This is a genomic window from Sanguibacter suarezii NBRC 16159 (assembly GCF_001552735.1).
Classification (GTDB): domain Bacteria; phylum Actinomycetota; class Actinomycetes; order Actinomycetales; family Cellulomonadaceae; genus Sanguibacter; species Sanguibacter suarezii.
The window spans coordinates 34,936-49,203 of record NZ_BCRT01000015.1 but is presented as its reverse complement, the minus strand read 5'-3'; the positions used below and the strand labels follow the sequence as shown (position 1 = coordinate 49,203).

The 14,268-nt window shown below is 69.2% G+C and carries 15 protein-coding genes; 14 read left to right on the top strand and 1 reads right to left on the bottom strand.

What is annotated here, in order from left to right; all coding sequences use genetic code 11:
- The first annotated feature begins 234 nt into the window (after nucleotides 1–234).
- From SS2_RS09520 to SS2_RS09465, 12 genes are all read left to right on the top strand, one after another.
- On the top strand, nucleotides 235–981 hold the full coding sequence (locus SS2_RS09520; RefSeq protein WP_066463433.1) for a cell division protein FtsQ/DivIB: 747 nt from the start codon (nucleotides 235–237) through the stop codon (nucleotides 979–981).
- 220 nt (nucleotides 982–1,201) lie between these two features.
- Nucleotides 1,202–2,584 carry a cell division protein FtsZ gene (gene ftsZ, locus SS2_RS09515; RefSeq protein ID WP_066463431.1) on the top strand — a complete coding sequence of 461 codons (1,383 nt, stop codon included), beginning with the start codon at nucleotides 1,202–1,204 and terminating at the stop codon, nucleotides 2,582–2,584.
- Between the two features lie 6 nt (nucleotides 2,585–2,590).
- Nucleotides 2,591–3,337 (top strand): peptidoglycan editing factor PgeF, encoded by a 747-nt coding sequence (pgeF, locus tag SS2_RS09510; protein WP_066463424.1) that lies wholly within the window; start codon nucleotides 2,591–2,593, stop codon nucleotides 3,335–3,337.
- A gap of 146 nt (nucleotides 3,338–3,483) precedes the next feature.
- Nucleotides 3,484–3,972, top strand: coding sequence for a cell division protein SepF (locus SS2_RS09505; protein ID WP_066463857.1), 489 nt, complete (start codon nucleotides 3,484–3,486; stop codon nucleotides 3,970–3,972).
- Between the two features lie 3 nt (nucleotides 3,973–3,975).
- The gene (locus SS2_RS09500; protein WP_066463422.1) at nucleotides 3,976–4,260 is read left to right on the top strand and encodes a YggT family protein; all 285 of its coding nucleotides are present in this window, start codon (nucleotides 3,976–3,978) and stop codon (nucleotides 4,258–4,260) included.
- A 160-nt stretch (nucleotides 4,261–4,420) separates the two neighbouring features.
- On the top strand, nucleotides 4,421–5,077 hold the full coding sequence (locus SS2_RS09495) for a DivIVA domain-containing protein (RefSeq protein ID WP_174523199.1): 657 nt from the start codon (nucleotides 4,421–4,423) through the stop codon (nucleotides 5,075–5,077).
- Nucleotides 5,078–5,242: 165 nt separating this feature from the next.
- The gene (locus SS2_RS09490) at nucleotides 5,243–5,704 is read left to right on the top strand and encodes a TraR/DksA family transcriptional regulator (RefSeq protein ID WP_066463416.1); all 462 of its coding nucleotides are present in this window, start codon (nucleotides 5,243–5,245) and stop codon (nucleotides 5,702–5,704) included.
- Between the two features lie 90 nt (nucleotides 5,705–5,794).
- A complete protein-coding gene (gene lspA / locus SS2_RS09485; RefSeq protein ID WP_083942092.1) occupies nucleotides 5,795–6,490 on the top strand; it encodes a signal peptidase II in 696 nt (231 codons plus the stop codon).
- On the top strand, nucleotides 6,490–7,428 hold the full coding sequence (locus SS2_RS09480; RefSeq protein WP_066463414.1) for an RluA family pseudouridine synthase: 939 nt from the start codon (nucleotides 6,490–6,492) through the stop codon (nucleotides 7,426–7,428). Before lspA ends, SS2_RS09480 begins: the two co-directional genes overlap by 1 nt.
- 78 nt (nucleotides 7,429–7,506) lie before the next feature.
- On the top strand, nucleotides 7,507–11,055 hold the full coding sequence (gene dnaE / locus SS2_RS09475; protein ID WP_066463412.1) for a DNA polymerase III subunit alpha: 3,549 nt from the start codon (nucleotides 7,507–7,509) through the stop codon (nucleotides 11,053–11,055).
- The gene (locus tag SS2_RS09470; protein ID WP_066463410.1) at nucleotides 11,052–11,519 is read left to right on the top strand and encodes an NUDIX domain-containing protein; all 468 of its coding nucleotides are present in this window, start codon (nucleotides 11,052–11,054) and stop codon (nucleotides 11,517–11,519) included. The genes dnaE and SS2_RS09470 overlap by 4 nt, the downstream gene beginning before the upstream one ends.
- A 22-nt stretch (nucleotides 11,520–11,541) precedes the next feature.
- Nucleotides 11,542–11,979: a pyridoxamine 5'-phosphate oxidase family protein gene (locus SS2_RS09465; RefSeq protein WP_245643486.1), complete on the top strand. Its 438-nt coding sequence runs from the start codon at nucleotides 11,542–11,544 to the stop codon at nucleotides 11,977–11,979.
- 84 nt (nucleotides 11,980–12,063) lie between these two features.
- On the opposite strand, the gene SS2_RS09460 is transcribed toward SS2_RS09465, so the two are convergent.
- Nucleotides 12,064–12,282, bottom strand: coding sequence for an RNA-binding S4 domain-containing protein (locus SS2_RS09460; protein WP_066463408.1), 219 nt, complete (start codon nucleotides 12,280–12,282; stop codon nucleotides 12,064–12,066).
- Between the two features lie 92 nt (nucleotides 12,283–12,374).
- Between SS2_RS09460 and hisD the strand changes: the two genes are divergently transcribed.
- Together hisD and SS2_RS09450 are read left to right on the top strand one after the other, a co-directional pair.
- Entirely contained in the window at nucleotides 12,375–13,697 is a 1,323-nt protein-coding gene (gene hisD / locus SS2_RS09455; RefSeq protein WP_066463406.1) for a histidinol dehydrogenase, read from the top strand.
- Nucleotides 13,698–13,819: 122 nt separating this feature from the next.
- Nucleotides 13,820–14,224, top strand: coding sequence for a hypothetical protein (locus SS2_RS09450; protein WP_157607281.1), 405 nt, complete (start codon nucleotides 13,820–13,822; stop codon nucleotides 14,222–14,224).
- Nucleotides 14,225–14,268 lie beyond the last annotated feature (44 nt).

Genomic DNA, 14,268 nt, shown 5'->3' with positions numbered 1-14,268 from the left:
CGTCCCCAGCCCGCACCGAAGACCGGCGGGACACCACGGACAGCCAGGACACAGCAGACCGGCGCGACGCCGACCGGCAGGACCCCCAAGGCCAGTGCGTCTCAGGCCGGTGCCCCGGCTCAGGGGCCACCGGCGGTCCCACCGCGCGCCGGCCACACCCGTGCCTCACAGGCGGTCGTCCCCGGGCGTACGGGCGCACCCACGACCGCCACGATCCGGACCGCGGAGCCCAAGGTGGCCGTCATCTCGACGGGCATGTCCGTCCGTCACGCCGAGCAGAAGGCCATGCGGCGCCACCGGCTCATCCGGAAGATCGCCGCGTGGGGAGCGGCCACGATCGTCGTGGCCACCGTGGCGTGGGCCTTGTTCGCCTCCCAGATGCTGTCCTTCGACCCCAGCCACCTCGTGGTCAAGGGAACCGGCACGACGGTGGACATGGCCGCCGTCGTCTCGGTGGTCGCCGCGCAGGAGGGGACCTCGCTCGCCCTGGTCGACATCTCCGACCTGCGTGAGGAGATCCTCCAGGTGCCCAACATCCGCGACGTCTCGATCCAGCGGCAGTGGCCCTCGGGTCTCGCGGTGGACATCGTGGCCCGTGAGCCCGTCGCGGCGATCCCCGTCGAGGCGGGGATGGCCCTGATGGACCAGGACGCCGTCGTCGTCGCCACCGTCGCCGAGGCTCCGGTCGAGCTGCCGGTCATCAACATCCCGCTGACCGGGGACGACGAGCGGACCCTGGACGCGGCGCTGGCGGTCCTGAAGTCCTTGCCCGAGGACCTCAGCGCCGAGGTTGGGTCGATCTCTGCGCAGACCCAGGACGCGGTGACGCTGACGCTGCGCAACGGGGTAGTCATCGAGTGGGGGAGCTCGCAGGACTCTGCGCTCAAGGCCCAGGTCCTGCGGACCCTGAGGACGGCCGAGGTGAGCCGCGCGGCGGCAGTCTTCGACGTGTCCGCACCGACCTTCCCGATCACCCGCTGAGGGGTGGGAGATGCTCTCACGGGCACGCTCGAGGGGCGAGAGATCGTGGCGACCGAGCACCCGGGAGAAGATTCGTGACAAGGAATGTGGCCGACACGCGGAGCAGGTCGTTGATAGCGACGCCAAGCCCGCCTAACGTCACGCTTAGCACAACTTGACATAACTATAACCTTCTACCTGAGGGTGAAGGTTTAGGGTTCCCAGATCGAGAGGCACGGACGTGACAACTCCGCAGAACTACCTAGCAGTGATCAAGGTGGTCGGTATCGGCGGCGGTGGTGTGAACGCCGTCAACCGAATGATCGAGGTCGGCCTCAAGGGCGTCGAGTTCATCGCCATCAACACCGACGCCCAGGCGTTGCTGATGTCGGACGCCGACGTCAAGCTCGACGTCGGGCGTGAGCTGACCCGCGGCCTGGGGGCCGGGGCAGACCCCGAGGTGGGCAAGAAGGCCGCCGAGGACCACGAGGAGGAGATCGAGGACGTCCTGCGCGGGGCCGACATGGTCTTCGTCACCGCAGGTGAGGGCGGTGGCACCGGAACCGGTGGCGCGCCCGTCGTCGCCCGGATCGCTCGGTCCCTGGGCGCCCTGACGGTCGGTGTCGTGACCCGCCCGTTCACCTTCGAAGGACGCCGCCGCTCGACCCAGGCCGACGCCGGCATCGAGGCGCTGCGCAACGAGGTCGACACCCTCATCATCATCCCCAACGACCGGCTGCTGTCGATGTCTGACCGCAACGTCTCGGCGCTGGACGCCTTCCACTCCGCGGACCAGGTTCTGCTCTCCGGTGTCCAGGGCATCACCGACCTCATCACCACCCCGGGTCTGATCAACCTCGACTTCGCCGACGTGAAGTCGGTCATGCAGGGTGCGGGCAGCGCCCTCATGGGTATCGGCTCCGCCCGCGGTGAGGACCGAGCCGTCCAGGCCGCCGAGCTGGCGATCTCCTCGCCGCTGCTCGAGGCGAGCATCGACGGTGCGCACGGAGTGCTGCTGAGCATCCAGGGTGGTTCTGACCTCGGACTCTTCGAGATCAACGAGGCAGCCCGCCTGGTCCACGAGGCCGCTCACCCCGAGGCGAACATCATCTTCGGTACGGTCATCGACGACGCCCTCGGCGACGAGGTGCGCGTCACCGTCATCGCCGCCGGCTTCGACGGCGGGATCCCGCACCCTCGCAAGGACGCACGCGGCCCGGGCGAGATCGCCGGAGCCCCCGCGCAGGCCGTCCAGGCAGCACAGGCTCCGGCCGGGCTGCCGGCGGGGCACTCCTCTGCCCAGGCTGCGCCGACGCACAACGCGGTCCCCACCACGACCGGCGTGCACGCCCTGGCCCGTCCCGTGGTGCCGCTGGACTCCGGCTTCGACCAGGCGGACTCCGCTCCGGTCAACCCTGCCGTCCAGTACAGCGGATACACCCAGCCTGCAGCTGCGACCCCCACCTGGGGCAGCGACCAGCACACCGGCCAGGTGCCGGCGTTCCTGTCGACGGACCCGGACGCGGTCCTGCGCACCGGACAGCTCGAGGTGCCGCGCATCTTCGACGAGGAGACTCCCCGCCGTCGCGTCGACGAGCTCGACGTCCCGGACTTCCTCAAGTAGGTCGCTGTGACACCCGTGATCCCGGTGCTCGAGGTTGACCTCGGGCCCGGGATCCGTGCTTTCTTCACCACCCGCCACGGGGGGAGGTCCGGCGCACCCTGGGACTCCCTCAACCTGGGCCTCGGCGTCGGCGACGACGCAGGCACGGTGCGCGCCAACCGGGCCCTCGTGGACCAGGTGGCTGGGGGGCAGGTGACCTTCGGGACCCAGGTGCACGGCACCGACGTGGTGACCGTGACGGCCCGGGGCCTCGGTGCGCCCCCTCCGGAGGCGGATGCACTGGTCGCCGCCGCCCCAGGGGTCCCTGTCGGCGTGTATGTCGCCGACTGCGTCCCGGTCCTGCTCGCCGACCCGCGCGCCCGCGTGGTCGCGGTGGCGCACGCCGGCCGCCCAGGCGTCGAGCACGGCGTCGTGCCGGCGGTGCTCGAGGCGGTGCTCGCCGCGGGCGCGCGCCTGGGGGACCTGCGCGCCGTCGTGGGGCCCGCCGTCTGCGGAGAGTGCTACGAGGTGCCCGCCGAGCTGCAGGAGCGCGTGGCGGCGCGCGTGCCCGCCGCGCGGTCGCAGACCTCCTGGGGGACTGCAGCGCTCGACCTGCCTCGGGCGGTCGAGGTTCAGCTCGAGGCCGCAGGGGTGCGCCGCGTCCAGCGGGTCCACCGGTGCACACGCACCGATGACACGTTCTTCTCCCACCGTCGATCGAGCGCCGCGGGGACCCCGGCCGGCCGGTTCGCCGGTGTCGTGACCCTGGTGTGAGCGCGTCTGGCTCGGCGTGGAATGTTCGTCCGCTGCGGGCGTGTCGCGCGGTAGCGCTTCACCCGCTGGGCTAGCGTGGGGACACCGTCAGTATCCGGGGACCCCGGAACCCGCTCGACGGACCGAGTCGGAACGGAGAGATGGCGATGGCCGGAGCGCTACGCAAGACGATGCTGTACCTAGGCCTCGCAGACGATCGAGGCGAGGAGATCGAGGACCAGTTCGAGGAGTATGACGACTACGACGAGGTGGGCCGCGACGTGACTCCCGAGTACGAGGCACAGGTGACCCCGATCAACCGGTCCGTGTCGCGCCAGGCACCCGTCGCCGCTGCTGCGCCGGCTGAGCTGCGCCGGATCACCACGGTCCACCCGCGCTCCTACAACGACGCGCGCGTCATCGGCGAGGCCTTCCGCGCCGGGACCCCGGTCATCATCAACCTCTCCGACATGGACGACGCCGACGCGAAGCGTCTGGTGGACTTCTCCGCCGGGCTCATCTTCGGCCTGCGCGGCGCCATCGAGCGGGTCACGAACAAGGTCTTCCTGCTCTCTCCCGAGCACGTCGAGGTGTCCGGACAGGACCACACCGTCGAGAAGTCAGCCGGTCGCCCCGGCTTCTACAACCAGAGCTAAGACGTGATCTGGAGCCTTCTGGCACTGCTGTGCTTCCTGTATCTCATCGTCCTCTTCGGACGGGTGATCTTCGACTGGGTCCAGGTGTTCTCGCGGGACTTCCGTCCCAAGGGGATCCTCCTGATCCTGGCGGAGCTGTTCTACACGCTCACCGACCCACCCGTGAAGTTCCTGCGCCGGTACATCCCGCCGCTGACGCTCGGGTCGCTGCGCATCGACGTGGGATTCTTGATCCTCTTCGTCGGAGTGTCCATCCTGCTCCGATTCTTCAACGTCATGGCTGCATGATGAGTACTTCATGGTCGGAGGCGAGCACCTAGCCCTGACCGAATGTCCCACCGAACCGCCTCCCGGTGCAGGCGTTGGCGCGATTGTCCGCTAGCGTGACCTCTGGCGGTCGGTGGATTGACCGAACAGACCAGCGCGAGTATTCGAGGTGAAAACGATGGTGGCACTGCTCACAGCAGATGACGTCCTGACCAAGAAGTTCCCGGCGACCAAGTTCCGGGAGGGGTACGACGTCGTAGAGGTTGACGACTTCCTGGACGAGGTCCTCAACACTCTTCGGGAGCTGTATGCCGAGAACGACGATCTCAAGGCCAAGCTTGAGGCGTCCGAGCGCCGGGTGGCGGAGCTGAGCCGCGCCAACGCGCAGCAGCAGTCCGCTCCGGAGCAGGCAGTATCGGTCCAGAAGACCGTCGAGGAGCCCAAGCCGGAGCCCGTCGTCGCACCTGCGCCTGTGGCTGCCCCTGCGGCCCAGATGGCCCCGCGCGAGCCTGAGATGGCCACCGGGATCATCCAGATGGCTCAGAAGCTCCACGACGACCACGTCCGGGCCGGACAGGACGAGGGCGACCGCCTGATCTCCGAGGCCAAGGCCGAGGGATCGCGGATCGTGCGCGAGGCCGAAGAGACCTCGCAGCGCACGCTCACCCAGCTCGAGCAGGAGCGTTCGCTCCTCGAGCGCAAGATCGACGAGCTGCGGATCTTCGAGCGCGACTACCGCACCCGTCTCAAGAGCTACCTGCAGAACCTGCTGGGCGACCTCGACAACCGCGCGAGCGCGTTGCCGTCAGGCGCAGACCAGGCCAAGCAGGGCATCTGATCCCTCACGCAGCCGCTCTTGCGGCTGTGAGCAGCACCAGCGTCACCAGCAGCACCTCCCCGCAGCCGGTGCACCCGATTCACCTCTCCGCACAATGCGGCGTGGTGGATTGCGTGCGCCGGCTGCGGCGACTAACCTCGGCTAACTTCGAAGAAAGAGGCCGTGATGTCGATCCGTGACGCAATCAGCAACGCTCCCGCCAAGGAGCAGTTCCCGACCCTCGCCAAGGACGTCAAGACGTTCCCCGTTCGTGAGGGCGAGAGCCCGTGGTCCGCCAAGGAGATCGAGGGACTGGCCGACGAGCTGATCGTCGAGAACGTCCGGCTCCAGGCCGAGCTCTCCGTCGCCGACCAGGAGCTCTCCGAGCTGCTGCGCAACTCCGGGGACGGGGCCGGCGACGACCAGGCAGACTCCGGCTCCTCCGCCCTGGAGCGGGAGCAGGAGCTCACGCTGGTGAACAACACCCGTGACCTCCTCGCCCAGAACAGCCGAGCGCTCTCGCGCATCGGCGCGGGCACCTACGGCACCTGCGAGTCCTGCGGGCAGGCGATCGGCAAGGCCCGTCTGCAGGCCTTCCCGCGAGCCACCCTGTGCGTGACCTGCAAGCAGCGCGAAGAGCGTCGTTGATCCCTTCCGCGCCAGCGGTCCATCACGTCTGCGTGTGCCGGGGTGGCCGTGGCTGCCCCGGCACACCGTCACGTGGGACACTTGCGCGTGATGCCTGAGACCGAGAAGACACCCGTGACCGAAGACACCGCACCGACGCCTGACGCGACGCCCGAGCCGGCGTCCCCGCAGAGCCCGTTCAAGCGGCTGCTGTTCATCTTCGGGCTCGCCGCCCTCGTGCTGGTCGCCGACCAGCTGACGAAGGTGTGGGCCCAGTCGGCCCTCGTCGTCGGTGAGGCGCCCAAGCCGCTCATCGGCGAGCTCATCCAGCTCCGGCTCATCTACAACCCCGGTGCCGCGCTCTCCATCGCGAGCGGCATGACCTGGGTGCTCACGCTGCTCTCGGTCGGTGTGGTCGTCTTCATCGTCCTCATGGCCCGCAAGATCGCCTCGACGGCCTGGGCGGTCGCGCTGGGCCTCGTGCTGGGTGGTGCGATCGGCAACCTGCTGGACCGCCTGTTCCGGGCCCCGGGCTTCCCCAACGGGCACGTCGTCGACTTCATCGACTACGGACCCTTCATCGGGAACGTCGCCGACATCGCGATCGTCGTCGCCGCTGTCCTCATCGCGATCCTCGCCTTCGTGGGCATCGGTCCGGACGGCCGGCGCGCGAGCGACGACGACACGAGCGCCACCACGGACACGAACGCCGCGGACAGCTCCACCGGCACCACCACGACCGGCACCACCGGCACCTCCGGCACCACAGACACCCCCGACACCACCCCCGAATCGAGCGACTCCTGATGGGCACCGTCCGCACTCTCCCGGTTCCGGACGGCCTCGTCGGCGAACGCGTCGATGCGGCGCTGTCCCGCATGCTCGGGCTGTCTCGGACCGTCGCCGCCCAGATCGCCGCAGACGGCGGCGTGCTCATCGACGGCCGCCCCGCCGGCAAGTCCGACCGCCTGCCGGCCGACGCCTGGCTCGAGGTCGACCTCCCCGACGCGCCCTCGCAGGCCGGCCCGGTCGTCGTCGCCGAGCCCGTGCCGGGGATGAAGATCGTCTACGACGACGACGACGTCGTGGTCATCGACAAGCCTGTGGGCGTCGCAGCGCACCCGTCGGTGGGCTGGACCGGACCCACCGTTGTCGGCGCCCTCATCGCCGCCGGCTACACGATCGCCACGTCGGGCGCTGCCGAGCGCCAGGGCATCGTGCACCGCCTCGACGTGGGGACCTCCGGGCTCATGGTGGTCGCCAAGAGCGAGCACGCCTACTCCGTCCTCAAGCGCGCCTTCAAGGAGCGCACGGTCGAGAAGGTCTACCACGCCCTCGTCCAGGGCCACCCCGAACCCACCACGGGGACCATCGACGCCCCGATCGGGCGTCACCCCAGCGCGGACTACAAGTTCGCCGTCGTCGCCGACGGCAAGCCTTCGGTGACCCACTACGAGGTCCTCGAGATGCTCTCGGCGGCCTCCCTGGTCGAGGTGCACCTGGAGACCGGGCGCACCCACCAGATCCGCGTGCACTTCGCGGCGCTGCGCCACCCCTGCGTGGGCGACGTGACCTACGGCGCGGACCCCACCCTCGCCGCGCGGGTCAAGCTCAACCGCCAGTGGCTGCACGCCAAGCGCCTGGGCTTCACCCACCCGTCCACGGGGGAGTGGCTCGAAGTGACGAGCGAGTACCCCCAGGACCTCGCCGACGCCCTCGAGACGGTGCGTTCCACCTACCGCTAGAGCGGGTGAGACGAGGCCCACGGCCCTCGGTGGGGGCCGTGCGGCGAGTCTGTCCCTGAGCCGATCTAGACTCGTGCCATGTCGTCTGCTTCGACCTCGGTCTCCGAGGACTTCGTCCACCTCCACGTCCACACCGAGTACTCCATGCTCGACGGCGCGGCCCGGCTGGGGGACCTCTTCGCCGAGACCAGCAGGCTCGGGCAGAAGGCCATCGCGACGACGGACCACGGGTACCTCTTCGGTGCCTACGACTTCTGGAAGCAGGGCACCGCGGCCGGGGTGAAGCCGATCATCGGCGTCGAGGCCTACGTCACCCCCGGCACCTCTCGCAAGGACAACACCCGGGTGCGCTGGGGTGACGCCAGCCAGGCCTCCGACGACGTCTCCGCCCGTGGTGCCTACACGCACCTGACCATGTGGGCCAAGGACAACGAGGGCCTGCACAACCTGTTCCGGATGAGCTCCCTCGCCTCCCTCGAGGGCCAGATGGGCAAGTGGCCCCGGATGGACCGCGAGCTGCTGCAGACCTACGGCAAGGGCATGATCGCCTCGACCGGCTGTCCCTCCGGCGAGGTCCAGACGCGGCTGCGGCTGGGGCACTACGACGAGGCCGTCAAGGCCGCCGGCGAGCTACAGGACATCTTCGGCAAGGAGAACTTCTACGTCGAGCTCATGGACCACGGGCTCGACATCGAGACCCGGGTCTTCAAGGACCTGCTGCGCCTGTCCCAGGACATCGGTGCCCCGATCGTGGCGACGAACGACCTGCACTACGTCAAGCAGGAGGACAGCCACTCCCAGGAGGCGCTGCTGTGCATCAACTCAGGCTCGACCCTCGCCGACCCGGACCGGTTCAAGTTCGACGGTGACGGCTACTACGTCAAGTCCGCGGCCGAGATGCGCCGGGTGTGGAAAGAGCTGCCCGAGGCCTGCGACAACACCCTGCTCATCGCTGAGCAGTGCAACGTGTCCTTCGACACCTCGGCCAACTACATGCCGAACTTCCCCTGCCCTCCGGGGGAGGACGAGACCTCCTGGTTCATCAAGGAGGTCGAGGCCGGCCTGCGCTACCGCTACCCGGCGGGGATCCCCGACGCGGTCCGCCAGCGCGCCGACTTCGAGACCAAGGTCATCGTCCAGATGGGCTTCCCGGGGTACTTCCTCGTCGTCGCCGACTTCATCAACTGGTCCAAGGACAACGGCATCCGCGTCGGTCCGGGCCGTGGCTCCGGTGCGGGGTCCATGGCTGCCTACGCCATGCGGATCACCGACCTCGACCCGCTCCAGCACGGGCTGATCTTCGAGCGCTTCCTCAACCCTGACCGCGTCTCCATGCCTGACTTCGACATCGACTTCGACGAGCGTCGTCGCGGTGAGGTCATCCGGTACGTCACCGAGAAGTACGGCGAGGACCGCGTCGCGCAGATCGTCACCTACGGCACCATCAAGGCCAAGCAGGCCCTCAAGGACTCCAGCCGCCTCCTCGGTCTGCCGTACGCGATGGGCGAGAAGCTCACCAAGGCGATGCCGCCGGCGATCATGGGCAAGGACATCTCCCTGTCCGGGATCTTCGACCCGAGCGACAAGCGCTACAACGAGGCCGAGGAGTTCCGTCAGGTTCACGCGGCGGACCCGGAGGCCCAGCGCGTCGTCGAGCTGGCCAAGGGCATCGAAGGGCTGAAGCGCCAGTGGGGCGTGCACGCCGCCGGCGTCATCATGTCCTCCGACCCGCTCATCGACATCATCCCGATCATGCGCCGTCCCCAGGACGGAGCGGTGATCACCCAGTTCGACTACCCCAAGTGCGAAGAGCTCGGGCTCATCAAGATGGACTTCCTGGGGTTGCGCAACCTCACGATCCTCGACGACGCCCTCGAGAACATCGTCATGAACGGCAAGGACCCGGTCGAGCTGGAGACGCTCACCCTGGACGACCCGAACACCTACGCGTTGCTCGGGCGCGGAGACACCCTGGGCGTGTTCCAGCTCGACGGCGGCGGCATGCGGACCCTGCTCAAGCTCATGCGCCCGGACAACTTCGAGGACATCTCCGCCGTCGGCGCGCTCTACCGTCCGGGACCGATGGGTGCCAACTCGCACACCAACTACGCCCTGCGCAAGAACGGTCTCCAGGAGATCGTCCCGATCCACCCCGAGCTCGCCGAGCCCCTCGCGGAGACCCTCGGCACGACCCACGGCCTGATCGTGTATCAGGAGCAGGTCATGTCCATCGCCCAGACGGTCGCCGGGTTCTCCCTCGGCCAGGCAGACATCCTGCGCCGCGCGATGGGCAAGAAGAAGAAGTCTGAGCTGGACAAGCAGTTCGAGGGCTTCTCCGCCGGCATGATCGAGCGCGGCTTCTCCATGGCCGCGGTCAAGGCGCTGTGGGACATCCTGCTGCCCTTCTCCGACTACGCCTTCAACAAGGCTCACTCGGCCGCCTACGGCGTCGTCTCCTACTGGACGGCCTACCTCAAGGCGAACTACCCGGTGGAGTACATGGCCGCGCTGCTCACCAGCGTGCGCGACGACAAGGACAAGTCGGCCCTCTACCTCAACGAGTGCCGGCGCATGGGCATCACCGTGCTGCCCCCGGACGTCAACTCCTCCTCGGCGAACTTCACCGCCGTCGGCGCGGACATCCGCTTCGGTCTGACCGCCGTGCGCAACGTCGGTGCGAACGTCGTCGACGCGATCGTCGCTTCCCGCGAGGCCAAGGGCGAGTACACCGGCTTCACCGACTTCCTCGACAAGGTCCCCGCCGTGGTGTGCAACAAGCGCACCATCGAGTCCCTCATCAAGGCCGGCGCCTTCGACTCCCTCGGTCACACGCGGCGTGCCCTGCAGGTGGTGCACGAGCAGGCCGTGGACTCTGTCATCGGCGTCAAGCGCAAGGAGGCCGAGGGGCAGTTCGACCTCTTCGCCGGCTTCGGCGACGAGGAGGACGACGGGATGTCGTTCAGCGTGGACATCCCTGACCTGCCGGACTGGGACAAGAAGCAGCTGCTCGCCTTCGAGCGGGACATGCTCGGCCTCTACGTCTCCGACCATCCGCTCTCCGGGCTCGAGCACGTGCTGGCCCAGTCCGCGGAGGTCTCCATCGCGACCCTGCTCACGGACGAGGGCCGAGCCGACGGCTCGACCGTCGTCATCGCCGGTCTCATCACGTCCCTGCAGCGCAAGATGTCCAAGCAGGGCAACCCGTGGGCCGCGGTGACCATCGAGGACCTCGACGGCGGCGTCGAGGTGATGTTCTTCGGCGAGACGTACCTGGCGTACTCCACGATCCTCGCAGAGGACCAGGTCGTCGTGCTCCGTGGACGGGTCCGGCGCCGCGACGACACCATGCAGCTGCAGGCCATGGAGGTGTCGCTGCCGGACATCTCCACCGGGAGCGACTCACCGGTCGTGGTGACCCTGGCGGAGTCACGGTGCACCCAGCACGTGGTCGAGCGGCTGCGAGAGATCCTACGCACCCACCCCGGCAGCACCCCGGTGCACCTGAGCCTGACCAGCCCGGGGCGGACCAAGGTCATGCGGGTCGAGGACGCGCTGCGGGTGCAGCGCAGCCCGTCCCTGTACGGCGACCTCAAGGCCCTGCTCGGCCAGAGCTGCCTGCCCTCGTGAGCGACCGTTTCCAGGTGGTCCCCGCCGCCTACGTGATCTTCCGGCGGACCCACGAGGGCGTCGAGCAGCTGCTCATGCAGCTGCGCCAGAACACCGGGTACATGGACGGGCACTGGGCCTGCGGCGCGGCCGGGCACGTCGAGCAGGGGGAGTCCGTGCTCGCCGCGGCTGCCCGTGAGGCGCGCGAGGAGCTCGGGGTCCGCGTGGAGGTCGCCGATCTCGTCCCGGTCACCGTCATGCACCGCACGCACCCCGGCGGCGGCCCGATCGAGGAGCGGGTGGACTTCTTCTTCGAGTGCCGCAGCTGGGTGGGCGAGCCAGCCCTCCAGGAGGCGGACAAGGCCGCGGCCCTCGCCTGGTTCGACGACGACGCGCTGCCGGCGCCGGTCGTCCCGCATGAGCTGCACGTGCTGGATGCGCTGCGGGCACGCACCCTCGACCCGGTCGTCACCTTCGGGTTCTGACGCCTGCCATAGACTCGCGGGTGTGATCCATGAGCGACTGACCGACCGGCGACCCATCCACCTCACGCCCGAGCAGCAGGTCTTCGTGACCGAGCGCCATCTGGCGACCTTGACGACGCTGCGCGCCGACGGGTCACCGCACGTGGTGCCGGTGGGCTTCACCTGGGACCCCGAGGCCGGGGTCGTGCGGATCACCACCAACGACGGCTCGGTCAAGCGCAAGAACGCCGAGCGGCTCACCGCGGACGGGACGCCCCCGCGGGCCGCCGTCTGCCAGGTCGACGGCGGGCGGTGGATCACCCTGGAAGGGCCGATCACCGTCTCCCGCGAGCCGGAGGAGATCGCCGAGGCGGTGCGTCGCTACGCCCGCCGCTACCGGGAACCGTCGGAGAACCCCAGCCGCGTCGTCCTCGTCATGACCCCGGACAAGGTCATGAGCTCGGGGTACATGTCCCGCTGAACGGGGCCGGTCCCGGCAGGGATCCGCTGGGATCCGCGGGGTCTCGCCGGGTTGATTCCTCGGTGATGCATCGGTGATGCTCGGTCAGGCGACGGTGGCCGTTGCCGAGCCTGCGGGGGAGTCCACGACGACCACGTCGCCCTTGTGCAGCTGACGACCGCGGCGGGTGTCCACCTCGCCGTTGACCGACACCTCGCCGTCGGCGATGAGCTCGCGTGCCTGCGCGCCGGACTCGGCGAGGTTCGCGAGCTTGAGGAACTGCCCGAGCCGGATGATGTCGTCAGAGATCTCTACGTGGTCCATGGACCCATTGTCTCGCGAAACCGGAGCGCTCCTGCGCGCGATCTCCGCAGAATCCCGGAGACCGCACGGCCTGGCACGCCTAGACTAGGACTGTGATCAATCGACTGGACCTGCGTGGTCGCTCCCTGACAGCCCGTGAGCTCATCGAGGCGCTGCCTCGCGCCGAGGTGCGCGTCGAAGACGCCGCCGAGCGCGTGGCGCCGATCATCGCGGGGGTCCGCGCTCATGGTGCGGCCGAGCTCCGCGACCTCGCCGAGAGGTTCGACGGCGTCCGTCCGGTCAACCTCCGGGTCCCCACCGAGGCCTTCGAGAAGGCGCTGCTCACCCTCGACCCCGCCGTGCGCGCGGCCATCGAGGAGTCGATCACCCGGGTGCGCGCCGTGCACGCCGCCCAGCTGCCCCACGACTTCGTCGTCGACCTCGCCCCCGGGGCCCAGGTGCGTCAGCGCTGGATCCCGGTCGGGCGCGTGGGTCTCTACGTCCCCGGCGGCCTCGCGGTCTACCCGTCCTCGGTGATCATGAACGTCGTCGCCGCCCAGGAGGCCGGCGTGCGCTCCCTCGCGGTGGCCTCGCCCCCGCAGGCGGACAACGACGGTCTGCCGCACCCGACCATCCTCGCGGCGTGCGCGCTGCTCGGGGTGGACGAGGTCTACGCGGTGGGCGGCGCCCAGGCGATCGCCATGTTCGCCTACGGTGCACGAGGCAGCGAGCCGCAGGACGGCGACACCCTCTGCGAGCCGGTCAACGTCGTCACCGGGCCGGGGAACGTCTACGTCGCGGCCGCCAAGCGCCTCGTGCGCGGAGTGGTGGGCATCGACGCCGAGGCCGGCACCACCGAGATCGCCGTGCTGGCCGACGGCGGCGCCAACCCCGACCATGTCGCAGCAGACCTCATCAGCCAGGCCGAGCACGACCCGGCCGCGGCGTCGGTGCTCGTCACCGACTCGGTCGAGCTTGCCGGTGCGGTCGAGGCCCGGCTCGTGGACCGCACCGAGGTGACCCGGCACTCCGCGCGGGTCGGCCAGGCGCTCAGCGGGCCGCAGTCCGCGATCGTCATCGTGGACTCCATCGCCCACGGCGTCGAGGTGGTCAACGCCTACGGCGCCGAGCACCTGGAGATCCAGACGGCTGACGCAGCCGACGTCGCGCTGCAGATCACCAACGCGGGCGCGATCTTCGTCGGCCCGTACTCCCCGGTGGCGCTGGGCGACTACATGGCCGGCTCCAACCACGTGCTCCCCACCGGTGGGTGCGCGCACTTCGCCAGCGGTCTGGGTGTGCACAGCTTCATCAAGGCTGTGCAGGTCATCGAGTACTCCGCCGAGGCGCTTCAGGAGATCTCCTCCAAGATCGTCGCCTTCGCCAACGCCGAGGACCTCCCCGCCCACGGCGAAGCCGTCCAGGTGCGGTTCTAGGTCCGCTCCGCCTGCTGGTCAGTGCCGCCGAGGTCCGTGTAATCGCGACGCTCTGACCAGAAGGTGCGGTGTGCGGCGCATCGGCGCCACTGTTCACTGCCGCTGTCCGCTACAGTCGCGCCATGACAGGTAGAGCGGTTGTCCGCACCCTTGCGGCGGTGATGCTGATCAGCGAAGGCAGCCTGCTGATCCTCGTGGTCATCGGGCTGATGGTCTACACCAGCACCGACGAGGACGGGGCGGTGGACCTGTCGTTCCCACCTGCGGAGCTGCTCGCGATCATGGCCCTCGGCGCGGTGCTCGTCGCGGGGGCGGTCGGCATCGTGTTGCGCATCCGCCGGTCACCGCGGGCGGCGATGGCCTCCAGCCTTCTCGTCGCCTCCGCTCTGGTGGCGAACGTGGTCGTCGTCGCCTTCACCCTGATCACCGGCACGCGCGGGATGGTGACCGCTCTCGCCGGGATCGCCCTCGCCCTGCAGGCGACCGAGTGGTGGCTCACCTCGCGGGAGCCGGTCGTCCTGCGCTGAGCCCGCCGGCCGGCCTCGCGTCCTGCTGCGGGTGTCCAGCTGCA

What these genes read in the sequence shown, in the direction of transcription:
- SS2_RS09505 (WP_066463857.1), top strand. Translation starts at nt 3,484, where the DNA reads ATGGCCGGAGCGCTACGCAAGACGATGCTGTACCTAGGCCTCGCAGAC.
- SS2_RS09490 (WP_066463416.1), top strand. Translation starts at nt 5,243, where the DNA reads ATGTCGATCCGTGACGCAATCAGCAACGCTCCCGCCAAGGAGCAGTTC.
- lspA (WP_083942092.1), top strand. Translation starts at nt 5,795, where the DNA reads ATGCCTGAGACCGAGAAGACACCCGTGACCGAAGACACCGCACCGACG.
- SS2_RS09480 (WP_066463414.1), top strand. Translation starts at nt 6,490, where the DNA reads ATGGGCACCGTCCGCACTCTCCCGGTTCCGGACGGCCTCGTCGGCGAA.
- dnaE (WP_066463412.1), top strand. Translation starts at nt 7,507, where the DNA reads ATGTCGTCTGCTTCGACCTCGGTCTCCGAGGACTTCGTCCACCTCCAC.
- SS2_RS09460 (WP_066463408.1), bottom strand. Translation starts at nt 12,282, where the DNA reads ATGGACCACGTAGAGATCTCTGACGACATCATCCGGCTCGGGCAGTTC.
- SS2_RS09450 (WP_157607281.1), top strand. Translation starts at nt 13,820, where the DNA reads ATGACAGGTAGAGCGGTTGTCCGCACCCTTGCGGCGGTGATGCTGATC.